The sequence below is a fragment of the Rhizobium sp. LC145 genome (assembly GCF_001005825.1).
Taxonomy (GTDB): Bacteria; Pseudomonadota; Alphaproteobacteria; order Rhizobiales; family Rhizobiaceae; genus Neorhizobium.
In genome coordinates, this window is sequence record NZ_LBHV01000007.1 from 1 (window position 1) to 25,442 (window position 25,442).

23 protein-coding genes are annotated in these 25,442 nt (G+C 62.1%); 16 read left to right on the forward strand and 7 right to left on the reverse strand.

The features are described 5' to 3' along the window. Positions 1–215: 215 nt before the first annotated feature. The 4 genes from YH62_RS17970 to amn all read left to right on the forward strand — a co-directional run bounded on the left by YH62_RS17970 (position 216) and on the right by amn (position 3,193). Complete coding sequence (locus YH62_RS17970) at positions 216–476, forward strand: hypothetical protein (protein ID WP_046795654.1); 261 nt, start codon at positions 216–218, stop codon at positions 474–476. 442 nt (positions 477–918) lie between these two features. Continuing rightward, entirely contained in the window at positions 919–1,212 is a 294-nt protein-coding gene (locus YH62_RS17975) for a hypothetical protein (RefSeq protein ID WP_046795655.1), read from the forward strand. 222 nt (positions 1,213–1,434) lie between these two features. Then, entirely contained in the window at positions 1,435–1,599 is a 165-nt protein-coding gene (locus YH62_RS30195; protein ID WP_156176968.1) for a hypothetical protein, read from the forward strand. Between the two features lie 94 nt (positions 1,600–1,693). Continuing rightward, positions 1,694–3,193, forward strand: coding sequence for an AMP nucleosidase (gene amn / locus YH62_RS17980; protein WP_046795656.1), 1,500 nt, complete (start codon positions 1,694–1,696; stop codon positions 3,191–3,193). A gap of 22 nt (positions 3,194–3,215) precedes the next feature. Here the strand turns inward: amn and YH62_RS17985 are convergent, their stop codons facing one another. Further along, positions 3,216–4,193 carry a lysylphosphatidylglycerol synthase domain-containing protein gene (locus YH62_RS17985; protein ID WP_046795657.1) on the reverse strand — a complete coding sequence of 326 codons (978 nt, stop codon included), beginning with the start codon at positions 4,191–4,193 and terminating at the stop codon, positions 3,216–3,218. A gap of 98 nt (positions 4,194–4,291) precedes the next feature. Here YH62_RS17985 and YH62_RS17990 point away from each other — a divergent pair, with 98 nt between their 5' ends. Both YH62_RS17990 and YH62_RS17995 read left to right on the forward strand, forming a co-directional pair. Next, on the forward strand, positions 4,292–5,293 hold the full coding sequence (locus YH62_RS17990) for a glycosyltransferase family 2 protein (RefSeq protein ID WP_046795658.1): 1,002 nt from the start codon (positions 4,292–4,294) through the stop codon (positions 5,291–5,293). Continuing rightward, positions 5,293–6,795 carry a glycosyltransferase family 39 protein gene (locus tag YH62_RS17995; protein WP_046795659.1) on the forward strand — a complete coding sequence of 501 codons (1,503 nt, stop codon included), beginning with the start codon at positions 5,293–5,295 and terminating at the stop codon, positions 6,793–6,795. Before YH62_RS17990 ends, YH62_RS17995 begins: the two co-directional genes overlap by 1 nt. Before the next feature lie 30 nt (positions 6,796–6,825). Here the strand turns inward: YH62_RS17995 and YH62_RS18000 are convergent, their stop codons facing one another. Further along, positions 6,826–8,193, reverse strand: coding sequence for an aspartate aminotransferase family protein (locus YH62_RS18000; RefSeq protein WP_046795660.1), 1,368 nt, complete (start codon positions 8,191–8,193; stop codon positions 6,826–6,828). Positions 8,194–8,284: 91 nt separating this feature from the next. Between YH62_RS18000 and YH62_RS18005 the strand changes: the two genes are divergently transcribed. Both YH62_RS18005 and YH62_RS18010 read left to right on the forward strand, forming a co-directional pair. After that, a complete protein-coding gene (locus YH62_RS18005) occupies positions 8,285–9,619 on the forward strand; it encodes a glutamine synthetase family protein (RefSeq protein WP_046795661.1) in 1,335 nt (444 codons plus the stop codon). Positions 9,620–9,722: 103 nt separating this feature from the next. Further along, positions 9,723–10,466, forward strand: a complete 744-nt coding sequence (locus tag YH62_RS18010) for a GGDEF domain-containing protein (RefSeq protein ID WP_046795662.1) — start codon at positions 9,723–9,725, stop codon at positions 10,464–10,466. A gap of 13 nt (positions 10,467–10,479) precedes the next feature. On the opposite strand, the gene YH62_RS18015 is transcribed toward YH62_RS18010, so the two are convergent. Continuing rightward, positions 10,480–11,418 (reverse strand): diacylglycerol kinase family protein, encoded by a 939-nt coding sequence (locus tag YH62_RS18015; RefSeq protein ID WP_046795663.1) that lies wholly within the window; start codon positions 11,416–11,418, stop codon positions 10,480–10,482. A 255-nt stretch (positions 11,419–11,673) separates the two neighbouring features. Here YH62_RS18015 and YH62_RS18020 point away from each other — a divergent pair, with 255 nt between their 5' ends. Continuing rightward, complete coding sequence (locus tag YH62_RS18020) at positions 11,674–12,912, forward strand: MFS transporter (RefSeq protein ID WP_046795664.1); 1,239 nt, start codon at positions 11,674–11,676, stop codon at positions 12,910–12,912. Here the strand turns inward: YH62_RS18020 and YH62_RS18025 are convergent. Beyond that, positions 12,898–13,293, reverse strand: a complete 396-nt coding sequence (locus YH62_RS18025) for a helix-turn-helix domain-containing protein (RefSeq protein WP_046796027.1) — start codon at positions 13,291–13,293, stop codon at positions 12,898–12,900. The genes YH62_RS18020 and YH62_RS18025 overlap by 15 nt on opposite strands. Positions 13,294–13,420: 127 nt before the next feature. Between YH62_RS18025 and YH62_RS18030 the strand changes: the two genes are divergently transcribed. Together YH62_RS18030 and YH62_RS18035 are read left to right on the forward strand one after the other, a co-directional pair. Then, the gene (locus tag YH62_RS18030; protein WP_046795665.1) at positions 13,421–14,431 is read left to right on the forward strand and encodes a zinc-binding alcohol dehydrogenase family protein; all 1,011 of its coding nucleotides are present in this window, start codon (positions 13,421–13,423) and stop codon (positions 14,429–14,431) included. A gap of 139 nt (positions 14,432–14,570) precedes the next feature. Further along, entirely contained in the window at positions 14,571–14,987 is a 417-nt protein-coding gene (locus YH62_RS18035; RefSeq protein WP_082118409.1) for a DoxX family protein, read from the forward strand. Between the two features lie 10 nt (positions 14,988–14,997). Here the strand turns inward: YH62_RS18035 and YH62_RS18040 are convergent, their stop codons facing one another. From YH62_RS18040 to YH62_RS18050, 3 genes are all read right to left on the reverse strand, one after another. Next, a complete protein-coding gene (locus tag YH62_RS18040) occupies positions 14,998–15,618 on the reverse strand; it encodes a L,D-transpeptidase (RefSeq protein WP_046795666.1) in 621 nt (206 codons plus the stop codon). Between the two features lie 100 nt (positions 15,619–15,718). Next, the gene (locus YH62_RS18045; RefSeq protein ID WP_082118410.1) at positions 15,719–16,246 is read right to left on the reverse strand and encodes a GNAT family N-acetyltransferase; all 528 of its coding nucleotides are present in this window, start codon (positions 16,244–16,246) and stop codon (positions 15,719–15,721) included. Beyond that, positions 16,246–17,910 (reverse strand): electron transfer flavoprotein-ubiquinone oxidoreductase, encoded by a 1,665-nt coding sequence (locus YH62_RS18050; protein ID WP_046795667.1) that lies wholly within the window; start codon positions 17,908–17,910, stop codon positions 16,246–16,248. Before YH62_RS18050 ends, YH62_RS18045 begins: the two co-directional genes overlap by 1 nt. A gap of 273 nt (positions 17,911–18,183) precedes the next feature. Here YH62_RS18050 and YH62_RS18055 point away from each other — a divergent pair, with 273 nt between their 5' ends. The 5 genes from YH62_RS18055 to YH62_RS18075 all read left to right on the forward strand — a co-directional run bounded on the left by YH62_RS18055 (position 18,184) and on the right by YH62_RS18075 (position 25,334). Then, a complete protein-coding gene (locus tag YH62_RS18055) occupies positions 18,184–19,584 on the forward strand; it encodes an FAD-binding oxidoreductase (protein ID WP_046795668.1) in 1,401 nt (466 codons plus the stop codon). Between the two features lie 94 nt (positions 19,585–19,678). Beyond that, entirely contained in the window at positions 19,679–20,467 is a 789-nt protein-coding gene (locus YH62_RS18060; protein ID WP_046795669.1) for an SDR family oxidoreductase, read from the forward strand. Positions 20,468–20,551: 84 nt separating this feature from the next. Further along, positions 20,552–20,755, forward strand: coding sequence for a hypothetical protein (locus tag YH62_RS18065; RefSeq protein ID WP_046795670.1), 204 nt, complete (start codon positions 20,552–20,554; stop codon positions 20,753–20,755). 224 nt (positions 20,756–20,979) lie between these two features. Further along, positions 20,980–22,212: an efflux RND transporter periplasmic adaptor subunit gene (locus YH62_RS18070; RefSeq protein WP_046796030.1), complete on the forward strand. Its 1,233-nt coding sequence runs from the start codon at positions 20,980–20,982 to the stop codon at positions 22,210–22,212. Further along, entirely contained in the window at positions 22,209–25,334 is a 3,126-nt protein-coding gene (locus tag YH62_RS18075; RefSeq protein WP_046795671.1) for an efflux RND transporter permease subunit, read from the forward strand. The genes YH62_RS18070 and YH62_RS18075 overlap by 4 nt, the downstream gene beginning before the upstream one ends. Positions 25,335–25,442: the final 108 nt, after the last annotated feature.

A 25,442-nucleotide genomic window follows, 5' to 3' on the forward strand; every position in this document is an offset into this window, starting at 1 on the left:
AGTCGCATGTCGACGCCCGCCACACCGGCAGCATCAACAGCGGCAACCACTCGGTACTCGCCCAGAACGATCAGACCATCAATCGTGGCGATTACTACGAAGGCGCGAACCGCCCGAACTAATCGGCGCAGTTCATTCAGGACACACGGTCTCCCCGCGCACCGGTCGCAAACCTTAGGTGCCGGGAGACCTCCAAAACTCAAAGGATACGCAAAATGACCAAGTCTTTGGCAATCATTGCTGCCGTTGTCGCTTCGACGACCTTTGGCGGCGCCGCTCTCGCTGCTGGCGACTATTACCAGGGCGCTGACAAGAACGCCTCCGAGTCGCATGTCGACGCTCGTCACACGGGCAGCATCGGCGGCACCGGCTATACCCGCTTCGAGCAGACCACCCGTGGCAACCACACGTTCGACAATTCGCTCGGATCGGTCAATCGCGGCGACTATTACCAGGGCGCAACCCGCCCGAACTAAGCCGGAATTCTCCTCATCGAGGCACAAGCCTCGTTCGAGGGTCCGAATAGAAAAAGCGCAGAAAAAAGCCAGCCGCTCAGCGACTGGCTTTTCGCAGTTCATTCAAGACACCGATTGGAAAAGGCGGGTCGCAATCGCCTTTCCGGTGCTGTGCGATGTCATCGCCGGATACGAGCGGTAACATCAATGCGAGCTTAGAATAGCGCCGCGATCGAATCAACGAGAACACGGCGTGATCTTGAACTATTCTTGCTCTCTTGGTTCAGAGGTGTGGCCGGAGCGCCGCAGAACCCACCTCACGACCCCTTGAAAATTTCTGTCCACATCGTGAGCAGGAAACTCAGCTTTTCACGGAACGATGTCCATTCCTGCCGGTTAATATCAGGCAAGCCATGGCGATATCCGTGGCCTTGCTGCCGAAACGCATGGAAAGGACAAAGCAATGAAATCCTATCTCAAGTCCGGCATTGCAGCCACTCTTCTCGCTTCCGCAGCGTTTGCGGGCTCGGCCTTCGCCCAGAGCACCGTCTATGGCGATCGTTTTGACAATCGGCCTTCCTTGAATACCGAGCGGCAGAACCTCGATGAGGGCCGTTATGTAGACCCTATGTCGACCGGTAGCATCGATGGCGGTAGCCAGATGATGTGGAGATCGCAGGGGCCTGCAGACACCTATATCGACGGCTCCCAGGACCGCGGTGACTTTTATGAGGGAGCCTTGCGTCCACAGGACTAAAGCAGTTCCTTCAAGATACCGCTTTCCGCACCGGTCGCATCCATCGTGCGGAGGCAAACAACACGAAAGCCGGCCATTTCAGGCCGGCTTTTTTTCGTGAAAACCGCATGCGCACTCGCAGATCACGCAATGTAACGATAGTGAACATGAGATGAACCGGGCTCTCAGCCGAGGTTCAGCCCGTCGCCCTTATTCTGCCGTCATTGGATCTGGGAGACGACCATGTCTGTCATCGCACGCCGTTTTGCAATCATGACGCTGATCGTGGCGCTTTTCGCGATTTCCTTCTCCGCGCTGGTCGCAAGCAACGACCGCGGCCATCGCGTTCTCGGCAGCGTCGCGCCTTGCCACCATTCGGCCATGCCGGGCTGCGTCGCCCTACTCTGAGGCAGAGCCTGGCTGATGCATGGATCAGTGAGGAATTCCGGGTGCGGCCTCTCGACGTCGTTTGCTTGTCAACGACTTCAGCATATAATGGCGCATGAACACACGAATCTTCTCGCTATCTCCTTTGAGTTTCATCAGCCCCAGCCCCTATGAGCCGCGTGTCTTCGATGATGCCGAACAGGCCGTCGAGGCTTTGATCGAGCTTTACGAGCGAAATACGAAGTTCCTGAACGGCGCGTTCGGCGCATTGGCGGAAGGTGCTCCGATCACCGGCCGCTACCGGGCCTGCTATCCGCAGGTGAGCATCGAGACGACCTCGTTCGGGCATGCGGATTCCCGCCTCTCCTACGGACATGTGACGGCGCCGGGCGTCTACACGACCACGGTCACGCGCCCGAAGCTCTTCCGGCACTACCTGATCGAACAGCTCGATCTTCTGATGCGAAACCACGGCGTTCCGGTGAAGGTTTCGGAATCGACGACGCCGATACCGCTGCATTTCGCCTTCGGTGACGGCGCGCATGTGGAAGCGTCCGCGGCAGCCCTTTCCGATATCCCGCTGCGCGACCTCTTCGACACGCCGGATCTCAACAATACCGACGATCTGATCGCCAACGGCGAATACGAGGAAGTGCCCGGCGTGCCCGCGCCGCTTGCGCCCTTCACCGCGCAGCGGATCGACTATTCGCTCGCCCGGCTCAGCCACTACACGGCAACCAGCGCCGAGCATTTCCAGAATTTCGTGCTTTTCACGAACTACCAGTTCTACATCGACGAGTTCGCCGCCTGGGCGCGCAAGCTGATGGCCGACGGCGGCGAGGGTTACACCGCCTTCGTGGAGCCCGGCAACATCATCACGCCGGCTGGCTCCGACAAGCCGGAAACGACGATCGCTGCCCGGATGCCGCAGATGCCGGCCTATCACATCAAGAAGGAAGGGCATGCGGGGATCACGCTCGTCAACATCGGCGTCGGCCCGTCCAATGCCAAGACGATCACCGACCATATCGCCGTGCTGCGTCCGCATGCCTGGCTGATGGTGGGTCATTGCGCGGGTTTGCGAAACAGCCAGCGGCTCGGCGACTATGTGCTTGCGCATGCCTATGTGCGCGAGGACCACGTGCTCGACGACGACCTGCCCGTCTGGGTGCCGATCCCGGCGCTCGCCGAGGTGCAGCAGGCGCTGGAGAGTGCTGTCGAAGAAGTCACCGGCTACGAGGGCTTCGAGCTGAAGCGGATCATGCGCACCGGGACCGTCGCCACCATCGACAACCGCAACTGGGAACTGCGCGACCAGCGCGGGCCGGTGAAGCGCCTGTCGCAATCGAGGGCGATCGCTCTCGACATGGAATCGGCGACGATCGCGGCGAACGGCTTCCGCTTCCGCGTGCCCTACGGCACGCTGCTCTGCGTCTCGGACCGGCCGCTGCATGGCGAATTGAAACTGCCGGGCATGGCGACGGCCTTCTATCGCACCCAGGTGAGCCAGCATCTGCAGATCGGCATCCGCGCCGTCCAGAAGCTGGCGGCCATGCCTGTCGAGAAGCTGCATTCGCGCAAGCTGCGCAGCTTCTACGAGACGGCGTTCCAGTAGTCGGCCGCGGCCGGCTTCACTATCACGCGCCGGCGGCGAGCCGGCGCTTCCCATGCGCCATCAGTATCGACAGCGCCGCTCCCATCAGGGCGGAGACGATGATGATCAGATGCATGTTGACGCTTGCCTTCGCGAGCGTTGCGACGGCCGGGGCCGCCCTGTCCGCGCCGAGCAGGAGAGCACCCGCGGCAATCCCCGAAGGGTAGGTCCCGACACCGGCCGGCGCGTGCAAGGGCAGCACGGACGAAAGCTCTCCGCCAAGCGCGCCGCCGAAGCTGGCCGCTATCGGAAAAACGCCGAGCAGCCGCAGGCACCAGGCAAACACCAGGACCTTGGTTCCCCAGTTCACGATGGTAAGCACCCAGGCCCGCACGAAGACCCCGGCATCCGCCGGAAGCCCCTCGCGAATACTTTCGAGAATCCTGTGGGGCTTGCCGGAGGATTTGCGCAGCGCAAAATCGAAAAGCGGACCCTTTATGAAAAAGGCGACGAGCGGCGCGGCCAGAAAGGCGATCCATAGCGGCCACTCCAGCCAGGGCCGGTTCCCCTGAAGAACGAGTCCCAGGCCACCTGCCGCGAGCAAGGCGTGAAGATCGAGCAGCCGCATCACCAAGAGCGCCGCCGTGCCATGCAGCAGGCCAACGCCGAACTCGCTGCGCATCAGGAGCGGAAAGCTCGTCTCTCCGCTGCGGAAGGGCAGCATGATGTTTAGAATGTTGTGCACCTGAGTGACATGGAAGACCTCCACGAACCTCCCCTTCGTCTGCGAGGGGAAATAATCGTACAGGCGGTAGGCCCGGACGAAATAGGTCGAGACCAGGAGAAGCATGGCAAGCGCGACCGTGCCGTAGCCGACGGCATGCCACTCGGCGATCAGGGAAGACCAGCCCCAGACATATTGGAGGAAACCGGCGTACAAGATAACGCAAGCCGCAGCGATCAGCGTAAGCCGATGGCGCGTAAGGGCCGAAGGCCGCCGTTCCTCTTCGATCTTGTCCATTGGTATCTCTGGAGATTGGCGTTGTATGGGCTCGGGCGTTCGTATAACAAACGCCGAACGAAAGGCCAGTATTTTCCGGAGCCACCGCCTTGCACCAAATGTCCGCAGCAACACATCCGCAGCCCGTGGATTATTATCCCTACGAGCTGACGGTCCTTATCCCCGTCATGAACGAGGAGGAAAGCCTCCGTCCCATGCTGGATAGGGTCTGCGATGCCTTGAAGGGGCTCGGCAAGCCCTGGGAACTGATCCTCGTCGACGATGGCAGCACCGACCGGACACTTCTCTACGCGCGCGAATATCTCGGTCGCGAGGGACTGGACCTCAAGATCATCGAGTTCCAGCGCAATTTCGGCAAGGCCGCCGCCTACCAGGCCGGTTTCGATGCCGCGCAGGGCCGCCTGATCGTGACGCTCGACGGCGATCTCCAGAACGACCCTCACGATATCCCTGCGATGATAGCGGAACTCGAGGCGCGCGACCTCGACCTGCTTGCCGGCTGGCGCAAGGCCCGGCAGGACGCCCTGGTGCTGAGGAAGATCCCCTCCTGGTGCGCGAACCGTCTGATCGGCTGGGTGACCGGCGTGAACATCCACGACAACGGTTGCGGCCTGAAGCTCTACCGCTCCTCGATCATCAAGCAGGTGCAGATCATCGGTGGCATGCACCGCTTCATCCCGGCCTGGGTGGCGAGCGTGATCCCGAGCACGCGCATCGGCGAGACGGTCGTGACCCATCATCCGCGGCAGTTCGGTGAATCCAAATACGGCATTTCGCGCACCTTCCGCGTCTTCCTCGACCTTCTGTCGGTGCTGTTCTTCATGCGCTTCAAGGCGCGGCCCGGCCATTTCTTCGGGATGATCGGGCTGGTGCTCGGTTTCTTAAGCGGCGTGATCTTCCTCTATCTCGCCTATGTGAAGTTCATCCTCGGAGAAGATATCGGAACGCGGCCGCTTCTGCTCGCCGGCGTCGTGCTGTTCCTGTCATCGATGCAGATGATCACCACGGGTATCGTCGCAGAACTCATCACGCGCAGCTATATGGGCAGCGAAAACGCACCCCTCTACATCGTACGCGCGACCCATAGAAAAGAAGGCTGATGGTCGAAGCCCTGAGACGACAGCCGGCACTGCTTTACCTGCTGCTCGCGGGCTATTTCGTGCTGCAGGTGGTCGCCAGGCTCAGTCTGCCGCGATCGCTGGAACTCGATGAGGGGCAGCAGCTCTTCCTCGCCCAGTGGTTCGCGGTCGGCTACGATACCCAGCCGCCCTTCTACAACTGGCTGCAATATGCGGTGGTTTCCCTCACCGGCGCTTCGGTCGCCAGCCTTTCCGTGCTCAAGAACGGATTGCTGTTTCTCTCCTATCTGCTCTACGGCCTGACCGCCAACCGACTGCTGCAGAACAGGGATCTTGCGATCATCGCCACGCTGGGGCTGCTGACTATCCCGCAAGTAAGTTTCGAGGCGCAGCGCGATCTGACCCATACGGTCGCCGTTATATTTGCCGCCTGCCTGTTTCTCTACGGCTTCACCCGGACTCTGAAGACGCCTTCGCTCATAGGCTATGCCTTGACCGGGGCCGCGATCGGCATAGGGCTGATTTCAAAATACAATTTCGCCCTTCTTCCGGCCGCCGCGCTGCTCGCGACGATGATGGAGGCGGAGTTTCGCCGCCGCCTGTTCGACTGGCGCATGCTGGCAACGATCGCGATCACCCTTCTGATCGTCACTCCTCATGGGCTCTGGTTCCTCCAGCATATGGATGTCGCAACGGGCCGCACGCTGGGGAAACTGCATATAGAAGAGAATGCCGGCCTGCTGGCAACGCGGGCGGAAGGCCTGTTGTCGCTTGCGCTCGCGCTGGTGGGATTTTGTGCCCTGACATTGGCGCTCTTCGCCGTGATCTTCGGTCGAGGGCTTCGCGAGGCCCTTCGCGCGGAAAACATCTGGACGCGCCTGATCGGCCGCATGATGGTGATCATTCTGATCGCGCTCGCCTGCATGATCCTGTTCACCGGGGCGACGCATATCAAGGACCGCTGGCTCGCGCCCTTCTTCCTGGTTCTGCCGCTCTATCTCTGCCTCAAGATCGAAGCCTCCGGCAGGCCGACACTCGAAGGCGCCTTGAAGCGCACGCTCGGGATCTCTGCCGTTATCGCCGTTCTCGTCATCGGGGTGCTGACCCTGCGGGTTCCCTTCGATTCCTGGACCGACGACGACTACGAGAAGGTGAACGTCCCCTACGGGCCCGCCGTCACGAAAATCCTGTCGGAAGGGCCGCATCAGCCCACGATCATTGCCGCGAACGACATGCAGATGGCGGGTAATATACGTCTTCACGAAAGCGGCATTCCCGTCACCGTTCCCGGCTATCAGAGTTTCGAGCCCTCCTATCCCTGGGATAGGGAGCACCCGATCCTGCTGATCTGGAAGCGGGATGGCGAGGAGACGCCGCTGCCGCAGAACCTTGCCGCATGGCTCGCCGCCAAGTCACCGGCGGCGAAAACGGTCACCGGCCATGTCACCCTGCCCTATCACTACGGGGATGGCGACGACTTCTTCACCTTCGGCTATGTCTGGGCCTATCCGCCGGAGCAATGATCGTCGCCATTTTCGCGACGATGGCCGATTTCACTCCCCCATCACCTTCCAGCCGTGATCGAGGCCCTTGCGGGTGGTGTCGATCATCTCGTCCACTTCGGCGCGGGTAACGATCAAAGGCGGCGAATAGAGCATGCGGTCGCCCGTAGCCCGCAGGACGAGGCCATTGGTCAGGCAATGGTTGCGGACCTCGACACCGGCGCGCTCGCCGTCCTTGAAGCGTTCGCGGGTCTTCTTGTCGGCAGCAAGCTGCACCGCTCCGATCAAGCCGACGCTCTGAACCTCGCCGACCATGGGATGATCCTCCAGCGACTTCAGTCCGGCTGCGAAATAAGGGCCGATATCATCGCGCACCCGCTCGACCAGCCCCTCTTCCTCGATGATGCGGATGTTCTCGAGCGCGGCGGCGGCGCAGACCGGATGGCCGGAATAGGTGAAGCCGTGATAGAAATCGCCCAACTCCTCCACCATCACCTCCGCTACTCGATCGCTCATCAGAACGCCGCCGATCGGCAGATAGCCGGAGGAGAGCCCCTTGGCGATCGGCGCCAGATCCGGTTCGAAGCCGTAGTGCTGGTGTCCGAACCATGTGCCCAGCCGGCCGAAACCGCAGATCACCTCGTCGGAGACCAGCAGGATGTTGCGCGCCTTGCAGATGCGGGCGATCTCCGGCCAATAGGTCTCCGGCGGGATGATGACGCCGCCAGCCCCCTGGATCGGCTCGGCGACGAAGGCGGCGACGCGATCCTCGCCGAGTTCATCGATTTTCTCCTCCAGTTCGCGGGCAACCTTGAGACCGAATTCGGCGGGAGAGAGATCGCCGCCCTCCGCATACCAGTAGGGCTGGCCGATATGGTGAATGCCCTCGATGGGCAGATTGCCCTGCTCGTGCATCCATTTCATTCCGCCGAGCGAGGCGCCGGCGACGGTCGAGCCGTGATAGGCATTGCGGCGGGCGATCACCAACGTCTTTTCCGGCTTGCCGAGAACCTTCCAGTAGACGCGCGCCATACGGAACCAGGTGTCGCTCGCCTCGGAGCCCGAATTGGTGAAGAAGACGCGATTGAGCTTGCCGTCGGTATGGGAGGCGATCTTCTGGGCAAGAAGAGTGGTCGGCGGCGTCGTGGTGCCGAAGAAGCTGTTGTAATAGGGCAGTTCCTGCATCTGCCGAGAGGCGGCCTCTGCGATCTCCCTGCGGCCATAGCCGACGTTCACGCACCAAAGCCCGGCAAAGGCGTCCAGGTATCTCTTGCCGGTGGAATCGTAGATGTGCACACCCTCCGCGCGTTCGATGATACGCGTGCCCGCCGCATTCAGCTTCTTCATGTCGGAAAACGGGTGAAGATGATGGGCGGCATCGATCGCGGCGAGATTGGAAAGCGCGGGCTTGTCGTTCACGGCGTATCTCCCTGGCCGAAGGCTCTGATTGTGCCGCCAATTCTTATCGGCTACGAACTGTTTTCGGCAACACCCTTAGAAGAACGAACTCATGGCCGCAGAAACAGCCCCTCCCCGCATCGAAATCCTTCTCGTCGGCATGAACGGCGATCTTCGCGGCAAGCAGATCCCGCTCGAGCAGGAAAAGAAGGTCTGGGACGGCGCGGTGAGGCTGCCCTCCTCCACCCAATCGCTGGATATCTGGGGCGACGACAACGACGACATTACGGGGCTTTCGCTCACCATCGGCGATCCGGACGGCGTCTGCATTCCCGACGAGCGCAGCCTCGCCCCCATGCCCTGGGCGCCGGAAGGTTCGAAGCAGGTGCTCGCCACCATGCACGAGATGGACGGCTCCCCGAGCTTCATGGACCCCCGCGGCATTCTCGCGGCCATGCTGAAGCGTTACGAGGACCGTGGCCTGACGCCTGTGGTGGCGACCGAACTGGAATTCTACGTGGTGCAGGACGACTGGCGGGAAACCGGCCGGCCCCGCCCGCCCGCAAAACTCATGTATCGCGACGAGCCGAACGGTTTTCAGCTCTACGACATGAGTGCCGTCGACGCGCTGGACGATTATCTCCAGACGGTGCGCGCCTGGACGAAGGCGCTGGGCCTGCCTGCCGATGCGACGACGGCCGAATTCGGTCCCGGCCAGTTCGAAATCAACCTGCTGCACAGGGCGGATGCGCTGGCGGCCGCCGATGACTGCATCTACCTGAAACGCATCGCCGAACAGGCCGCGAAGCGGCATGGGCTCAAATCCACCTGCATGGCCAAGCCCTATGCGGATCAGGCGGGCTCCGGGCTACACGTACATGCGAGCGTCATCGACCGTGACGGCAACAACGTGCTCGACGCCAGGGGCGGCGATCCGGCGCTGCTGAAATCCGTCTGTGCCGGCATGCTCGACACGATGCGCGATGCGCAGCTTATCTTTGCGCCATTTGCCAATTCCTATCGCCGCTTCCAGCCCGGTTCCTTCGCGCCCGTCGATATCGACTGGGGCTACGGCCATCGCGGAACCGCGGTCCGCATCCCCGACGCGCAAGGCCCGGCCGCGCGCATCGAGCATCGGGTCGCAGGGGCCGACACCAATCCCTATCTGCTGCTGACGGCCATCTTGGGAGGCATGCTGCTCGGGCTAGACGAAACGCTCGATCCCGGCCCTGCCACCGAGCCCGGCAAGCAGCCGCCCGAAGGCACAAGACGGCTGACGCACGACTTCCTGACGGCGGTCGAGGACTTTTCCGCTTCGCCGTTCATCAGGGATGTGTTCGGAGAGGCCTACCAGAAGCTCTACGGCGACACCAAGCGCAAGGAGGCGATCACTTACCTGCGCACCGTCTCGGATTTCGATTACCAGACCTATCTGCCGCGGATTTGATCGACCGGGCACCGATCTCATAAATAAAAAGGTCGATTTTTCATCTATCTTAAAGTCATGGCGCTTAAGGAGGCGGAATAGTTCTTAGCTTCCGGCGCTGTCCATGCGTAGAGTCCTAGTCAAAGCACTGCTGACCGGTCTTTTTTCCATGCTGGCATCGCTGGCTCTTTCATTCATCTTCGTTCCGATGATGGGCGGAAAAGTCGCCGGCGCCGGGCTGGTCATGACCATCCTCTGCCCGCTTGTGATTTCCATTCCCGCTTCCGCGCTGCATTTCTGGCAATCGGAAAGGGTCCGGCAAGCCGAGGCGGCAACCGCGGACGCACTGGAAAAACTAGCCTTTGCCTATGAGCAATTAAGGCAACAATCGCGCCGGGACGGGCTTACAGGCGTGCTGAACAGGAACGCTTTTCTGGAAGAGCTGGATGCTTTCAGCCGCAAGGGGATGACCGGAGCGCTGATCTTCTTCGATCTCGATCATTTCAAGTCGATCAACGATCTCCATGGCCATGCGACCGGCGACGACGTTCTCCGCCGGGTGGGCCATATACTCGCCGCCTATCGAGGCCAGTTCGACATAACCGGCCGGCTCGGCGGCGAGGAATTCGCTCTCTTTCAAGGCGGCGCCACGAGCCGGGACATGTTGAAACGGTGCGAGGAAATGCGCGAGCGCATAGAGCGCCTCGATATTCATTCCACTTCCGGCACAGCTGTTGCAGTCTCGGCAAGCATCGGCGCCTTCTACTGCGAGCGGGGCTTTGATTCCCAAGCTTGCCTCAAGGCTGCGGACATCAATCTCTACCAGGCAAAGGCGCGCGGCCGGAACCAGGTCGTGTCATCGGCCTAGCAGCCGCGTCTTCTCAAATCCCGCTGCCGAACTGTTCTTCATCCGCGCGCTGCTGCGGAGCGCTGACCAGCACTTTCAGCTCGCCGGCATGGATGCGCAGTTTCACGTCGCGGTCCATCGGCAGGAGTTCGCCATCGATGACGCAGCGGATTTCGTGACGTTCGCGGGGAAAATGGAGTTCCACTTCCGTGGCCGTCATGGCGGTCACCGAAGCGTTTTCCTTCAGCTTCCCGCGCAGGATATCGAGGGCCAGCCTCGCCACGCCGGCAGGCGTCAACGGATCGGCGATGTAGAAGCCGAGATGCCCGCGCGTCAGACTATCGGCATACATCAGCGGATCCGGTCCGAACTCGTTGTTGGAAACCGAGATCGCCGAAACCTTGCGATGGCCGGTCTGGCCTTCTGCGTTGAACTCCACCTCGAACTCGGGCGGATTGAACATGACGCCGACGGCCGCGCGCGTGCTTGCCCTTATCTTGCCGAGCCGCGAGCCGAAGGTCATGGAATTGCGGTAGCGCACCATGCGGGCATGCAGGCCGGCGGAAAACTGGTGGACGAAGCTCCTGCCGTTGGCGCTGGCGATATCGATATTGTCCGCCTCGCCGTTGGCGAGCGCGCCCAGCACCTGCCAGATGTCCAGCGGCAATTTCAAGGAGCGGGCAAACAGGTTCATGGTGCCGGCCGGAACTACCCCGAGCATGGTGCCGCTCTTCCAGGCAATTCCGGCGGCCGCCGAAATCGTACCGTCGCCTCCGCCGGCGATCAAACCATCGACGCCGGAGATGGAGGCCGCGTTTTCCATGGTCTCGACCACCTGATCGCCCGAGACCACATGGCACTCGATCTCGTGGCCCGCCGCCCTGAAGGTGCCGACGGCATGATCGCAATAAGCGTCCATGTCCGTGGTCCTAAAGGTACCGCCATCGCGGTTGAAGACGGCTACGAAATGCATGGTGTCGGGGCTCTCAAGGGTGGGGATAACGGCGGCTTCATAACGGATCACCTGCCATTTGGTTGCGCATTGCGGTTTAAACCAGACGGCTCGGCTTGCTGCACTACGCACGATGCCGTGAAACCCGGCCAAGGCAAAATTTGGCCCTACCGCAATGCACAACGAGATGATACGGTGAACTCGTCATTTCAATGATGCGCTCGCCTTTCGGCGAGAATTGTTTCCCTACCTCTCTTTTCCAGCCGCTCCCGTGCCATGACCGATACTGCCGTTTCCTATGAGACCGCCTCCAGCGCGGAGAACAGCGCTGCCGAAAGCGCGCCGCTTTCGAAGCTTGCCGTCATCCTGATCGAGATCGCTCTTGCCGTCGGCGGCTTCGGCATCGGCACGGGCGAATTCGCCATCATGGGCCTGCTGCCGGATGTGGCGGCGACCTATCAGGTGAGCATTCCGCAGGCAGGCCATGTGATCAGCGCCTATGCGCTGGGCGTGGTGATCGGCGCTCCGATCATCGCGGTCGCGGCGGCACGCATGACGCGCCGGGCTCTGCTGCTCATCCTGATGACCATCTTTGCGCTGGGCAATATCCTGAGTGCGATCGCGCCGGATTTCTGGAGCTTCACGATCCTGCGCTTCATCACCGGCCTGCCGCATGGCGCCTATTTCGGCGTCGCGGCGCTGGTGGCCGCCTCCATGGTGCCGCCGAACAAGCGCGCCCGCGCGGTCGGCCGGGTGATGCTCGGGCTCACGATCGCCACGCTTGCCGGCACCCCGCTTGCCACGTTCATGGGTCAGATGATGAGCTGGCGCGCCGCCTTCCTGCTCGTCGGCGGGATCGGTGCCCTGACCGTGGCGCTGCTCTGGTATTTCCAGCCGCGCGACAAGGTTCAGGAAGGCGCCAGCATCCGCAGGGAGCTCAGCGCTTTCGGCCGCGCCCAGGTGTGGCTGACGCTCGGTGTCGCCGCTGTCGGTTTCGGCGGCATGTTCTCCGTCTTCAGCTACATCGCCTCGACAACCACCGAGACCGCGCAAATGCCGGTGGCGACGGTGTCCATCGTGCTCGCCCTCTTCGGCATCGGCATGAATGTCGGCAATATCGTCGGCTCGCGTCTGGCGGACATCTCGCTGAACGGCACGATCGGCGGCACGATGGTCTTCAACGTGATCGTCATGACCATCTTCGGCGCCTTTGCGCAGTATCCGGCGGTGCTTTGCCTCTGCGTTTTCCTGATCGGCTGCGGCTTCGCCGCGGGCCCTGCCCTGCAGACGCGGCTGATGGATGTGGCCGCCGACGCCCAGACGCTCGCGGCAGCCTCGAACCATTCGGCCTTCAACATCGCCAACGCGCTCGGCGCCTGGCTCGGTGGGCTGGTGATCGCCTGGGGCTGGGGCTTTGCTGCCACCGGCTATGTGGGCTCGGTGCTGTCGCTCGCGGGTCTCTGCGTCTTCGCCATATCGATGAGCCTCGAGCGGAAGGCGTCAGGCCGCGGCTGAAGGCACCTCATCCCGCTCCATGACCATATATTTCCGGCCATCGCGGCAGACGACATGCTCATTGCCCCATAGGCGCAGGGCCGCAATGACCGGCTCCAGCGTCTGGCCGAGCGGCGTCAGATTGTAATCGACGCGGGGCGGCACCACCGGAAAGACGGTACGCTGCACCAGCCCCGCCTCTTCCAGCTCGCGAAGCTGCTTGGTCAGCATGCGCTGCGTCACCGATGGAATGCGGCGGCGCAGCTCGTTGAAGCGCAACGTGCCCTCCTCGAAGAGATGATGGAGGATGACGCCCTTCCATTTCCCGTCGAGGAAACTCAAGGTCGATTCCACCGGGCAACCCGGAAAGTTATCGGTCAATTTCGCGCGGGGTTTCGACATGGCCTCGTCCTCTACGGTATCCTTTTTGGCACTATACACCAAAAATGTGCATTCTTGCGGACCTCGAACATAGGCGCCATCTAGTCCCTGCACAATGAACACCACAGGAAGACCAAGGAGATTTTCCATGCGCGCAGTCGGATTCGACAAGCCTCAGCCCATCAGCGCCGAAACCTCGCTGATCGATATCGAACTGCCCGTCCCGGAAGCCAGGGCGCGCGACCTGCTGGTCGAGGTCAAGGCGGTTTCGGTCAATCCGGTCGATACGAAGGTCCGGGCCTCGGTCGAGAACGGCCAGCACCGGGTCCTCGGCTATGACGCGGCGGGCGTCGTGAAGGCCGTCGGCCCGGAAGTCACGCTCTTCAAACCGGGCGACGAGGTCTATTATGCTGGCGCGATCAACCGGCCGGGCACGAATGCGGAATTCCATCTGGTGGACGAGCGGATCGTCGGCGCCAAGCCGAAGACGCTGAGCTTCGAGGAAGCCGCGGCGCTGCCGCTTACCGCGATCACCGCCTACGAGACGCTTTTCCACCGCATGAAGGTACAGGACAAGGTATCGGGAGCGGCCAACGCGATCCTCATCATCGGCGGCGCCGGTGGGGTGGGCTCGATTTCCATCCAGCTCGCCCGCGAGCTTACTGACCTGACGATCATCGCAAGTGCTTCCCGGCCCGAGACGAAGGACTGGATCAAGTCGCTCGGCGCGCATCACACCGTCGATCACCGGTCTCCCATGGCGCCGCAGATCGCCGGCCTCGGCATTGGCGCGCCTCCCTTCGTCTTTTCCACGACACAGACGGAACAGCACGTCGCCGACATCATCGAACTGATCGCGCCGCAGGGCCGTTTCGCCCTCATCGACGATCCGACGCAGCCGATCGGCATCAGCCCGTTCAAGGGCAAATCGCTGTCGATCCACTGGGAAATGATGTTCGCGCGGCCCGTCTGGCAGACGGCGGACATGATCGAACAGCACAAGCTGCTCAACCATGTGGCGGAACTGGTGGACGCCGGCAGAATCCGCACCACGCTTTCAGAAACGCTTGGGCCCATCAATGCGGCGAACTTGAAAAAGGCCCATGCCATGATCGAAAGCGGCCGCACCAAGGGAAAGCTGGTTCTTTCCGGTTTCTGATGGCCGGTTTCTGAGGGAGCCAGGAACGCCATAGGCGCATCTCTCGCCAAATAGGCGTAAGCCATCGGCCGACATCTTACCGAAGTCTCGCCGATAAGCTATGAAATCCCCCTGGGCATTTTTCTGCGGGGGATTTCATATGGCTACGCTTCAGACGAACAGTTTCGGCAATCCGGTTTCGGCCATTACGGGCTCGACCTGGTTCGGCTATCTGGCGCGCATCGCGCTCACCTTCATGTTCTGGGGGAGCGGCCTTGCCAAGCTCATCGGCTTCGATGCCGGCGTGGCGGAGATGGCGCATTTCGGGCTGGAGCCGGCAACCCTCTTCAACATCGCGACGATCATCGTCCAGCTCGGCGGCTCGCTGCTCATCATCCTCAATCGCTGGACCTGGCTGGGAGCCGGCGCGCTCGCCGTTTTCACGGCGCTCACAATTCCGATCGCCCACAATTTCTGGGCGATGGAAGAGCCGTTCAAGACGATGGAATTCCATGTGGTGATGGAGCACATCACCGTCATCGGCGCATTGATGGTCGTGGCCTGGAAATCGCGCTAGAGCGGCTTTCTCAGGCCTGCTGGACGACGACGCGGCCGCCGACCTTGGCCTTTTCGAAGAGGTCGATCACGTCATGGTTCATCATGCGGACACAGCCGCTCGACACTGCGTGACCGATCGTCTGCGGCTGGTTCGTGCCATGGATGCGGAACATGGTGTCGTTGCCGTTGCGGTAAAGATATATGGCGCGGGCACCCAAGGGATTGTTCGGACCTCCCGGCACGCCGCCTGCATACTTCAGGTTCTTTTCCGGTTCACGACGGATCATGTTCTGGGTGGGTGTCCAGCTCGGCCATTCCGCCTTGCGTCCGATATAGGCGTTGCCGGCCAGCGCAAGGCCCGCGCGCCCTACTCCGACGCCGTAGCGCATGGCACGGCCGTCACCGAGCACGTAATAGAGCCGGCGTTCGGGTGTGTTGACGACGATCGTGCCGGCCGGATAGGGCGTCTCGTAAGCCACTTCCTGGCGGCGCAGTTCCGGTTTGATCTTGTCGATCGGCACCCTTTTCACCGGATGCTCTTCATCCGGCAGGGCGGCATATTGGGCCTGGTGGTTCATCACGCCGCTGGAAGCGCATCCGGCAAGCAGCAGAGGCAACCCGATCAGAAATCCGCGGCGCGAGATCGTCATGAATGTATCCCCGTAATTCATACCCTCATGAGTCGTACGCTACGAAGATTATGGTTAACGAAATGCTAACCGGAGAGGGCAGGCGTTAATCACGAGCGCGTTAACGGGCGAGGCGAGCAATCATCGCAATCCGCCGATCAGGATCGAGGCCGGCCTCGATCTCGGCCGCCAGCGTCTCTTTCAAGTCCGGCGGAAGCTCGGCCTGGGGGAGTTCCCGAAAGCCCAGCGAGGCATAGAAGGGCGCGTTGAAGGTAATCAGGCGATCGGTCGTGAGCGTTGCTGCCGGAAGGCCACGCCGTCGCCCCTCCTCGAGCGCGGTTTGCATGAGGCGACGGCCGATGCCCTTCTTCTGCCAGGCAGTCTCGACACTCATTTCACCGATGTGAAGCCGGCCTTCCCGCTCCGTGGCGGCAAGGAAGCCGACGGCCCTGTCGGCTTCATCGGCGGCGGCGAACAGCAAGCCTTCACCAAGCGCCTTCTTCAGCGCCTCGCGGGGCATCACCGACGGTTCGCCGGTAAAGCCGCAGGCGGCCGCCCAGACCTCGTGCGCATCCAATTCGATCTCCGCCATACGATCGAGATCGGCGGGGCGTGCGCGCCCGATGGGGATCGCCGAACGCTCGCTCATCACATATTCGGATAGACCGGGCCCTCGCCGCCCTGGGGCGGCACCCAGTTGATGTTCTGGTTGGGGTCCTTGATGTCGCAGGTCTTGCAGTGCACGCAGTTCTGCGCGTTGATGACGAAGGTCGGCTCGCCGTCCTTCTCCACCCATTCGTAGACGCCTGCCGGACAATAGCGCGCCGAAGGCCCGGCATAGACCTCGTATTCGGAACGCCTCTGCAGGTCCATGTCCTTCACCTGCAGATGGACCGGCTGGTCCTCCTCGTGATTGGTGTTCGACAGGAAGACCGAGGAGAGGCGATCGAAGGTCAGCACGCCATCCGGCCTCGGATAGTCGATCGGCTTGTGCTTGGCAGCCGGCTCCAGGCTCTCCGCATCCGTCTTGCCATGCTTCAGCGTGCCGAAGAAGGAACGGCCGAAGAGCTGGTTGGTCCACATGTCGAGCCCGCCGAGCGCGATGCCGACGGCCGTGCCGAACCGCGACCAGAGCGGCTTGACGTTCCTCACCCGCTTCAGGTCCTTGCCGATCGGGCTTGCCCGCCATTCGTTCTCGATTTCCACGACCTCGTCATTGGCGCGGCCCGCTTCGATCGCCGCTGCGATCTTGTCGGCCGCCAGCATGCCGGACAGAACCGCGTTGTGGCTGCCCTTGATACGCGGCACGTTGACGAAGCCCGCCGAACAGCCGATCAGCGCGCCGCCGGGGAAGGAAAGCTTCGGCACCGACTGGAAGCCGCCCTCGGTGATCGCGCGGGCGCCGTAGGAGATGCGCTTGGCCCCTTCGAACGTGTCGCGGATCGCCGGATGGGTCTTGAAGCGCTGGAACTCCTCGAAGGGATGGAGATACGGGTTCTTGTAGTTCAGGTGCACCACGAAGCCGACCGCCACGAGGTTGTCGTGCAGGTGGTAGAGGAAGGAGCCGCCGCCGGTCTGCATGCCGAGTGGCCAGCCGAAGGAATGCTGCACCAGGCCTTGTTTGTGCTTCTCCGGCTTCACCTGCCAGAGCTCCTTGAGACCGATGCCGAATTTCTGCGGCTCGCGGCCCTCGTCCAGCTTGAACCGGTTGATGAGCTGCTTGGCGAGCGAGCCGCGCACGCCCTCGCCGATCAGCACGTATTTGCCGTGCAGTTCCATGCCTCGGGTGAAATTCGGGCCGGGTTCGCCGTTCCGCTCGATGCCCATGTCGCCGGTGGCAACGCCGATCACCGCGCCAGCATCATTGTAGAGCACTTCGGTCGCGGCAAAGCCGGGATAGATCTCGACGCCCAGCGCCTCGGCCTTTTCTGCCAGCCACCGACAGACGAGCCCGAGCGAGACGATGTAGTTGCCGTGATTGTTCATCAGCGGCGGCATCATGAAGTTCGGCAGGCGGAGCGAACCGGCGGGACCGAGGAACAGGAACTGGTCGTCCGTCACCGGCGTATCGAAGGGATGGCCTTCCTCCTCGCGCCAGCCGGGCAGAAGCGCATCGATGCCGACCGGATCGACCACCGCGCCCGAAAGGATATGAGCGCCGACTTCCGAGCCCTTTTCGAGCACGACGACGGAAAGCTCGGGATTGACCTGCTTCAAGCGAATGGCAGCCGACAGGCCGGCAGGCCCCGCCCCGACGATCACGACGTCGAATTCCATCGACTCACGTTCGGGGAGTTCCATGTCTTCGCTCATTATCGATCAACCTCCACTTTGGGGTTCCCTTTTATCAGCCTCTCCTTGGCAAAAGCCGGAAAGCTTGTCGAGCCGGGATGCGACACCCTCTGACCAGATAAACAGAACCGCGATTTTTTAGCGAGAATAATTGACGTTTACGTTAGCGTCAATAATTGTCCTCAGCAACTCAATGGGCATTTAGTTGTCATACAACCTGATGACTTAGCAAGAGGGTTTGCGCATATCCTTGCCACGCCTTAGAGATTGGCAACCGAATCCGCAGTCGAGCCCATGCCCAACATGACCTTCAACGCCGACCAGTTTGCCACACGTCTCACCGGCCTTCATCCCGATCTTGCCGTTCTGGGTCCAGAGGTGTTGAAGAGCCGGCACTCAGGCGAGCACAGCAACAACTTCGATGCCGGCGTCATGGCGCAACCCTCTTCCACGGAAGCTGCCGCCGCGCTCATTTCCTGGTGCGCCGAAAACGGCGTCGCTATCGTGCCGCAAGGCGGGCTCACCGGGCTCGTCGGCGGCAATGTCAGCCGGGCCGGCGAGGTCATCCTCTCTTCCGCGCGGCTCAACCGGATCGTTGCGATCGATCCCGAAGAGATGACCGCCACCGTGGAGGCGGGCGTCACGCTCGAGGCGCTTCAGACCGCGCTTGAGCCTCTCGGCCTCATGACCGGCGTCGATCTCGGCTCGCGTGGATCGGCGACGATCGGCGGCATGGTTTCCACCAATGCCGGCGGCATCCTCGCCTTCCGCAATGGCGTCATGCGGCATCAGATCCTGGGTATCGAAGCCGTGCTGCCGTCCGGCGAAATCTTCCGCGATCTTACCCGTGTGGTGAAGGTCAGCGCCGGCCCGGACCTGAAACAGCTCTTCATCGGCGGCGAAGGCGCTTTCGGCTTCGTGACCCGCGTGGTCCTCAAGATTGAGCCGAAGCGACCCCATCGTGCGACCGCGATGATCGGGGTTCAGGATGCGCGAACGGCGCTTAGGGTGATCCGGCATTTCCGGTCGCTGCCGGGCATCACCCTGGAGGCCGCCGAAATGATGTGGCCCCGCTATGTCCGCGACCATGCCAGACTAAAAGCGCTCGACCTCTCCTGGCTTGAAGATGATGCGTCGGCTTTGCTGGTCGAGGTATCGGGCGAAACCGTCGAGACGGCCACAGCCGCGCTCGAAGAAGGATTGGAAAATCTCTGGGAGGCGCTTTCGCTCAAGGGCGGCGTCATCGCCCAATCGCTCGACCAGGCGCGGCGCTTCTGGGATATCCGTGAGGATTCCGGCTTCTATTACGCGGAAATCCCGGATGCCGCCTCCTTCGACATTTCCGTGCCGCCGACTTTCCTCGATGCTTATGTGACCGGTCTCGAAACACGGCTGAAGGCGATCGATCCCACCTATGCCGCCTACGTTTACGGCCATGTCGCCGATGGAAACCTGCATCTGACGCTCATCAAGCGTGGTCCGCTGCCGGAGGAGGAATTGCGCTCCGTCGAGAACGCCGTTTATTCCGGCATTTCGGAAGCCGGCGGCAGCTTCTCCGCCGAGCATGGCGTCGGCCTCGAAAAGCGTTACGGCTACGAGACCTTCGTCTCGCCGCAAAAGCAGCAATTGGCGAGGGCCTTGAAAAAAGCCCTCGATCCGAACGGCCTGTTCAATCCCGGCAAGGTGCCGTTCTGAAAGAAGCCATATCGGGGCTGAACCGGTCTTTCAAAACCGGATCACCTGCTTATAACAAGTCAGCATTCGATTTTCGTCAGGGAAGGACTTCACAATGGACCTCGGAATCACCGGCAAACGCGCCCTCGTTCTCGCCTCTTCGCGCGGGCTGGGCCTCGGTATCGCGAAAGCGCTCGCCCGCGAGGGAGCAAACGTGCTGCTCGTCGGCCGATCCGGTGACCGGCTTGCCGAGAACTGCAAGACGATCAACGCCGAGGGCAAGGGCAAGGCCGATTGGGTCTGGGGCGATCTTTCCGACGACAATTTCGTGGAAGCGATGACCGCGGCCGTGAAGGAAAAGCTCGGCGGCATCGACATCCTCGTCAACAATACCGGCGGACCGACCCCCGGCACGGCCGAGGAAATGACCGCCGACAAACTCGAAACCTTCTTCCAATCCATGGTGCTGCGCGTCATCACGCTCACCAACGCCTTCCTGCCGCAGATGAAGGAGCAGGGCTGGGGCCGCATTCTCACCGTCGCCTCTTCCGGCGTCTTCGAGCCCATTTCAAACCTCGCGCTCTCCAATACCCTGCGCTCGGCGCTGGTCGGCTGGAACAAGACGATCTCGACGGAGGTCGCCGGCTTCGGCATTACCATCAACATGCTGCTTCCGGGCCGCATCCACACGGACCGCATCGACGAACTCGACGGCGCGAATGCCAAGCGGCAGGGCAAGACGGTGGAGGAAGTCCGCGCCGCATCGGTCAAGTCGATCCCCGCCGGCCGGCTCGGCAAGGTGGAGGAATTCGCCGCCGCCGGCGCCTTCCTCTGCTCCGAACCCGCGAGCTACGTCACCGGCACCATGCTGCGCGTCGATGGCGGCGCATCGAAATCGGTCTAAGGGCGCGTCAAGCCGGTTAGAATTCCGTTTCTCTCCACGCAGGCAGCACCTATGATGCCTGCGTGACCCACCGGAGTTGGTAACATGGCATTCGCAAAGCTCGCCCTTACGACCGTCGGTATTCTCGCGATCCTGATCGGCCTCATCTGGATTGGCCAGGGTACCGGGCTCTTCCCCTACCCCGCGACCAGCTTCATGATAAACCAGACGCCCTGGATCGTTTACGGGGCGCTGGTGGCGATCGCCGGCGCCTTACTCCTGTGGAGCGGAAGACGGATCAACATATAGAGGACGGAAGCCGCAGAGGCATCCATGGGAGGCGTTCTGCGCGCGGCGCGGCCGCAAGGCCGCGTGGAAGTTGAACTAGATTAACTCCGCTTCACAAAGCATCATTATTACAAAGATTTAACCTGAGATCGCGGCTTTCCCCACGACCCTGGGCAGATCCGTCTTTTTTGCGCCGCAATGCAGGCAGCTCGATGGAATATCGGGCGAAACAAGCGAGCGGTCTCATGAAGAAGCTCTGGATTTTGGCAGGCGTCATCGTCGTCGCGGCGGTTGCCGGTTGGGAGTTCCGCGACAGGCTTCCCTTTCTCTCTTCCTTCATTCATCCGGCTTCCGCCGATACGGGCGAAAATGCGGGAGGAGATCAGCAGCACCGCCGCACGGGCGGACCGCCGCCGACGGTCAAGACGGTGGCGGCCATCCGCGCCACGCTGCCCATGGACGTCACGGCGACCGGCTGGGCCGATGCGGACGAAAACACCACCATAGCTGCCCAGCAGGCGGGAACCATCCTGAACATCATGGCTGATGACGGCGCCATCGTGAAGACCGGCGACCTGATCGCCAAACTCGACGATCGCACGGCCAAGGCCACGATCGAGAAGGACAAGGCCGTACTCGTGCGCGATCAGGCAACCCTTGCTCAGGCGGAGACGGCGCTTGCCAGGGCAAGCAACCTTCTCAACGGAAATGCCGGCACGCAGCAATCCGTCGATGAGGCACGCGCCGCCCGCGATACCGCGGCAGCGACCGTGGAAAGCGACAAGGCGACGATTTCCGCCGATCAGGTGGAACTGGACAATACCGATATCCGCGCCCCCTTCGACGGTCGGCTCGGAGATATCTCGGTCAGCACCGGCGCCTATCTCAGCGCAGGTGCCGCCGTCGTGACGATCGCCAAATACGATCCGATCTACGTGAAATTCCACCTGCCCGAGGCCTATCTCGAAGCGCTGCGGGAAGGCTTCGCCGCAGGCACCGTCGGCATCGATGCCGCCCCGCAGAACTCCGCAAAGGCCCCGCTGAAGGGAGTGCTGAGCTTCTTCGACAATACGGTGGATTCCGCCTCGGGCACCATTCTGGCCAAGGCAAGGTTTGACAATCCCTCGGGCGCTCTTTGGCCAGGCCAGTCGGTGAACGTGACGGTCCATTTCCAGAGCGATCGGCAGGACATCGTGGTGCCGACGGTCGCCGTCAGCCCCGGCGCTGCCGGTTCCTTCGTCTACTCGGTCGGCGAGGACGGCAAGGTTCATGTGACGCCGGTAACGGTGGCGCGTTCGAATGGCAGCAATACCGCACTCGCCGGCGGCCTCGAGGCTGGCGCCCATGTGGTGATCGAAGGCCAGGTGCAGCTCGTGGACGGAGCGCAGGTGAAGGAGGAGTTTGCCAGTGGCCAGGATACCAGCCTGCTCAACGCCAACGGCAATGATGGGCAGGTCGAAGTGGGGGCGGCGCGATGATCCCGCAATTCTGCATCCGCCGCCCGGTCGCCACCACGCTTCTCGCCATCGGCGTGGTTCTGGCGGGTCTGGCGGGTTATCGGCTATTGCCGGTGGCGGCGCTGCCGCAGGTCGATTTCCCGACCATCAACGTCTCGGCGCAATTGACCGGCGCATCTCCGCAGACCATAGCGACCGCCGTCTCGACGCCGCTCATCAAGAAGTTCGAGACCATTCCCGGCATCAGCGAGATCAGCGCGACGAATTCGCTCGGCAACACCTCGATCGTCCTGCAATTCGATCTCAACCGGAATATCGACGCGGCCGCCGCCGACGTGCAGGCGGCGATTTCGCAGGCGACCCGGCAACTGCCGGACAACATGACGACGCCGCCGAGCTACCGCAAGACCAATCCGGCGGACGCGCCCGTGCTGCTGCTCGCCGTGCGCGGCGACAACCTGCCGCCCAGCAAGGTGGACGAGATCGCCGAGGACGTGCTTTCGCCTGCGCTCTCCACCCTGCCCGGTGTCGCCGAGGTTTCGATCTACGGCACCAAGACCTATGCGGTGCGGGTCGAGCTTGATCCGGCCAAGCTGCAGGCGCGCAATCTCGGGGTCGATACTGTCGCCAATGCGATCGCCAGTGCCAACAGCCAGGCGCCGGTGGGTTCGCTGAAGAACAGCGCCCAGCAGCTCACGATCAATGCCGATACTCAGCGCACCAATGCCGATGAGTTCCGCTCGCTGGTGATCGCCAATCCGAACGGCGCGCCGATCCATCTGGGCGATGTGGCGGAGGTTCAGGACAGCGTCGGAAACCCCGACGCCGGAAGCTGGTATGACGGCAATTCAGCCATCATTCTCGCCATACAGCGCCAGCCGGACGCCAATACCGTGGACGTGGTGGATGCGGTGCGCGCGAAGCTGCCTCAACTGACCGAGGAGCTGCCCGCTTCGGTTTCGATCAACGTCATGAACGACGCCTCGACCGCCATCCGCTCGGCGATCGACGACGTTCAGTTCACGCTGATGCTGACGATCGCGTTGGTCGTGCTCGTCATCTATCTGTTCCTCGGCCGGCTTTCGGCCACCATCGTTCCGGCACTTGCCGTGCCGCTATCGCTGATCGCAACCTTCGGGGTCATGTATCTGCTCGGCTACAGCATCGACAACATATCGCTGCTCGGGCTCACGTTGTCGGTCGGCCTCGTGGTGGACGATGCGATCGTCATGCTGGAAAACATCATGCGGCATGTGGAGGACGGCATGCCTGTGATGCAGGCGGCGATGCAGGGCGCCTCAGAGGTCAGCTACACGATCGTTTCCATGTCGGTCTCGCTGATCGCGGTCTTCATCCCGATCCTCCTGATGGGCGGCGTGGTCGGCCGGTTGTTCAACGAATTCGGCATGGTGGTGACGCTCGCGATCGTCGCCTCGGCGATCGTATCGCTGACCGTCACGCCGATGCTCGGCTCGCGGCTTTCCGGCGCCGAGCATCACCCGGGCCTGATCGCCCGCGTCTTCGACGCCGGCTTCAACCGCGCGCTGAAAGCCTATGGCAGATCGGTCGGCTGGTGCCTCGGGCACCGGGCAGCGATAATGCTGCTGTTCTTCGCCTCGGTCGCCGGCTCAGTCTATCTGTTCGAGACGCTCCCTTCGAGCTTCTTCCCGACGGAGGACATCGGCCGGCTGACGATCTCGACCCAGGCGCGCCAGGATATTTCCTATCCCGCCATGCGGGACCTGCAGGCGCAGGTGGCGGCGGCCGTTCAGAAGAACCCCGCCGTCGCGCATGTGACCTCGATCGTCGGCAGCAACGGCCGAAGCCCGCTCAACAACGGCACGATCTTCGTGGAGCTGAAGGATCGCGATCAGCGCCCTCCCCTGCAGCAGACGCTTCGCGAACTGAGGCAGGCGACGGCGAAGACCGCCGGCATCAAGAGCTTTATCACGCCACAGCAAAGCCTGCGCTTCGGCGGGCGCTCGACAGCGAGCCAATACCAGCTCGTGGTGCAGGCGCTCAACGCGGCGCAAACCAACGAATGGTCCGACAAGATTCAGGCGGCGATGCGAAGCGACCGCACGCATTTCACCGATGTCACCTCCGACGCCCAGAACAATGCGATCGAGGCGAATATCAAGGTCGATCCGGAAAAGGCAGCCGCATTCGGTATCACCGATCAGCAATTGCGCGAAACGCTGCAGATGGCCTTCGGCGGCTATACGGCGGCGGAAATTCAATCCACCGGCGATAGTTACGACGTCATCACCGAGTTCGACAATACCCGGCAGTGGAACGACCAGATACTGCAGGACGTCCACGTGATGTCCTCCAACGGCTCGCTCGTGCCTCTCTCCAATTTCGCCGAGGTCGTGCGGGCGACGGCTCCGGTCACCATCAACCAGACCGGCCAGCTCGTCTCGACGACGGTTTCGTTCAACCTGCCGTCAGGCGTATCGCTCAGCGATGCGACGGCGGCGATCGACCGGATCAAGGCGAGCCTGCAAATGCCGAACGACGTGTTCACCACCTATGGCGGCACGGCGCAGATATTCCAGCAAAGCCAAGGCAATACGCCGCTTCTGATCCTCGCCGCCGTGCTGACCATCTACGTGGTGCTCGGCGTGCTCTACGAGAGCTTCATCCACCCGCTGACGATCCTTTCCGGACTACCGGCGGCGGCCTTCGGAGCACTTTTGGCGCTGAAACTCTTCGGCTTCGATCTCTCCATCATTGCCCTTATCGGGCTCCTGATGCTGATCGGCATCGTCAAGAAGAACGCGATCATGATGATCGACGTGGCGGTGGAGACCATGCGCTCGAAGGGAGAAACGGCAGCCGCCGCCATCCAAGAGGCCTGCGTGCGCCGCTTCCGGCCGATCATGATGACGACCTTCTGCGCGCTGCTCGGGGCATTGCCGATCGCTCTCGGAACCGGCGCGAGTTCCGAACTGCGCCAGCCGCTCGGCATCGCGGTCGTCGGCGGCCTCGTCGTCAGCCAGGCGCTGACGCTGTTCATCACGCCCGTCATCTTCGTGGAGATGGACCGTTTCGGCCGCTTTCTCGCGGGGCTCGGCCGGAAGAAGGATAGCAGCCGGCGAGAGGCAAACGACGATATGCCGGCGACCATCGCGGCGGAGTGAATTTGCCCCTCATCCGGCTGCCGCCACCTTCTCCCCGTTTTGACGGGGAGAAGGGATATGCCGCACCGTCGCCGGCCCCCCTCGCCCCGCTTGCGGGGAGAGGGTCGC

What these genes read in the sequence shown, in the direction of transcription:
- YH62_RS17995 (WP_046795659.1), top strand. Translation starts at nt 5,293, where the DNA reads ATGGTCGAAGCCCTGAGACGACAGCCGGCACTGCTTTACCTGCTGCTC.
- YH62_RS17975 (WP_046795655.1), top strand. Translation starts at nt 919, where the DNA reads ATGAAATCCTATCTCAAGTCCGGCATTGCAGCCACTCTTCTCGCTTCC.
- YH62_RS18065 (WP_046795670.1), top strand. Translation starts at nt 20,552, where the DNA reads ATGGCATTCGCAAAGCTCGCCCTTACGACCGTCGGTATTCTCGCGATC.
- YH62_RS18005 (WP_046795661.1), top strand. Translation starts at nt 8,285, where the DNA reads ATGGCCGCAGAAACAGCCCCTCCCCGCATCGAAATCCTTCTCGTCGGC.
- YH62_RS18015 (WP_046795663.1), bottom strand. Translation starts at nt 11,418, where the DNA reads ATGCATTTCGTAGCCGTCTTCAACCGCGATGGCGGTACCTTTAGGACC.
- YH62_RS17970 (WP_046795654.1), top strand. Translation starts at nt 216, where the DNA reads ATGACCAAGTCTTTGGCAATCATTGCTGCCGTTGTCGCTTCGACGACC.
- YH62_RS18060 (WP_046795669.1), top strand. Translation starts at nt 19,679, where the DNA reads ATGGACCTCGGAATCACCGGCAAACGCGCCCTCGTTCTCGCCTCTTCG.
- YH62_RS18040 (WP_046795666.1), bottom strand. Translation starts at nt 15,618, where the DNA reads ATGACGATCTCGCGCCGCGGATTTCTGATCGGGTTGCCTCTGCTGCTT.
- YH62_RS18050 (WP_046795667.1), bottom strand. Translation starts at nt 17,910, where the DNA reads ATGAGCGAAGACATGGAACTCCCCGAACGTGAGTCGATGGAATTCGAC.
- YH62_RS18035 (WP_082118409.1), top strand. Translation starts at nt 14,571, where the DNA reads ATGGCTACGCTTCAGACGAACAGTTTCGGCAATCCGGTTTCGGCCATT.
- YH62_RS18045 (WP_082118410.1), bottom strand. Translation starts at nt 16,246, where the DNA reads ATGAGCGAGCGTTCGGCGATCCCCATCGGGCGCGCACGCCCCGCCGAT.
- YH62_RS18055 (WP_046795668.1), top strand. Translation starts at nt 18,184, where the DNA reads ATGCCCAACATGACCTTCAACGCCGACCAGTTTGCCACACGTCTCACC.
- YH62_RS17990 (WP_046795658.1), top strand. Translation starts at nt 4,292, where the DNA reads ATGTCCGCAGCAACACATCCGCAGCCCGTGGATTATTATCCCTACGAG.
- YH62_RS18010 (WP_046795662.1), top strand. Translation starts at nt 9,723, where the DNA reads ATGCGTAGAGTCCTAGTCAAAGCACTGCTGACCGGTCTTTTTTCCATG.
- YH62_RS17985 (WP_046795657.1), bottom strand. Translation starts at nt 4,193, where the DNA reads ATGGACAAGATCGAAGAGGAACGGCGGCCTTCGGCCCTTACGCGCCAT.
- YH62_RS18025 (WP_046796027.1), bottom strand. Translation starts at nt 13,293, where the DNA reads ATGTCGAAACCCCGCGCGAAATTGACCGATAACTTTCCGGGTTGCCCG.
- YH62_RS30195 (WP_156176968.1), top strand. Translation starts at nt 1,435, where the DNA reads ATGTCTGTCATCGCACGCCGTTTTGCAATCATGACGCTGATCGTGGCG.
- YH62_RS18030 (WP_046795665.1), top strand. Translation starts at nt 13,421, where the DNA reads ATGCGCGCAGTCGGATTCGACAAGCCTCAGCCCATCAGCGCCGAAACC.
- YH62_RS18075 (WP_046795671.1), top strand. Translation starts at nt 22,209, where the DNA reads ATGATCCCGCAATTCTGCATCCGCCGCCCGGTCGCCACCACGCTTCTC.
- amn (WP_046795656.1), top strand. Translation starts at nt 1,694, where the DNA reads ATGAACACACGAATCTTCTCGCTATCTCCTTTGAGTTTCATCAGCCCC.
- YH62_RS18020 (WP_046795664.1), top strand. Translation starts at nt 11,674, where the DNA reads ATGACCGATACTGCCGTTTCCTATGAGACCGCCTCCAGCGCGGAGAAC.
- YH62_RS18070 (WP_046796030.1), top strand. Translation starts at nt 20,980, where the DNA reads ATGAAGAAGCTCTGGATTTTGGCAGGCGTCATCGTCGTCGCGGCGGTT.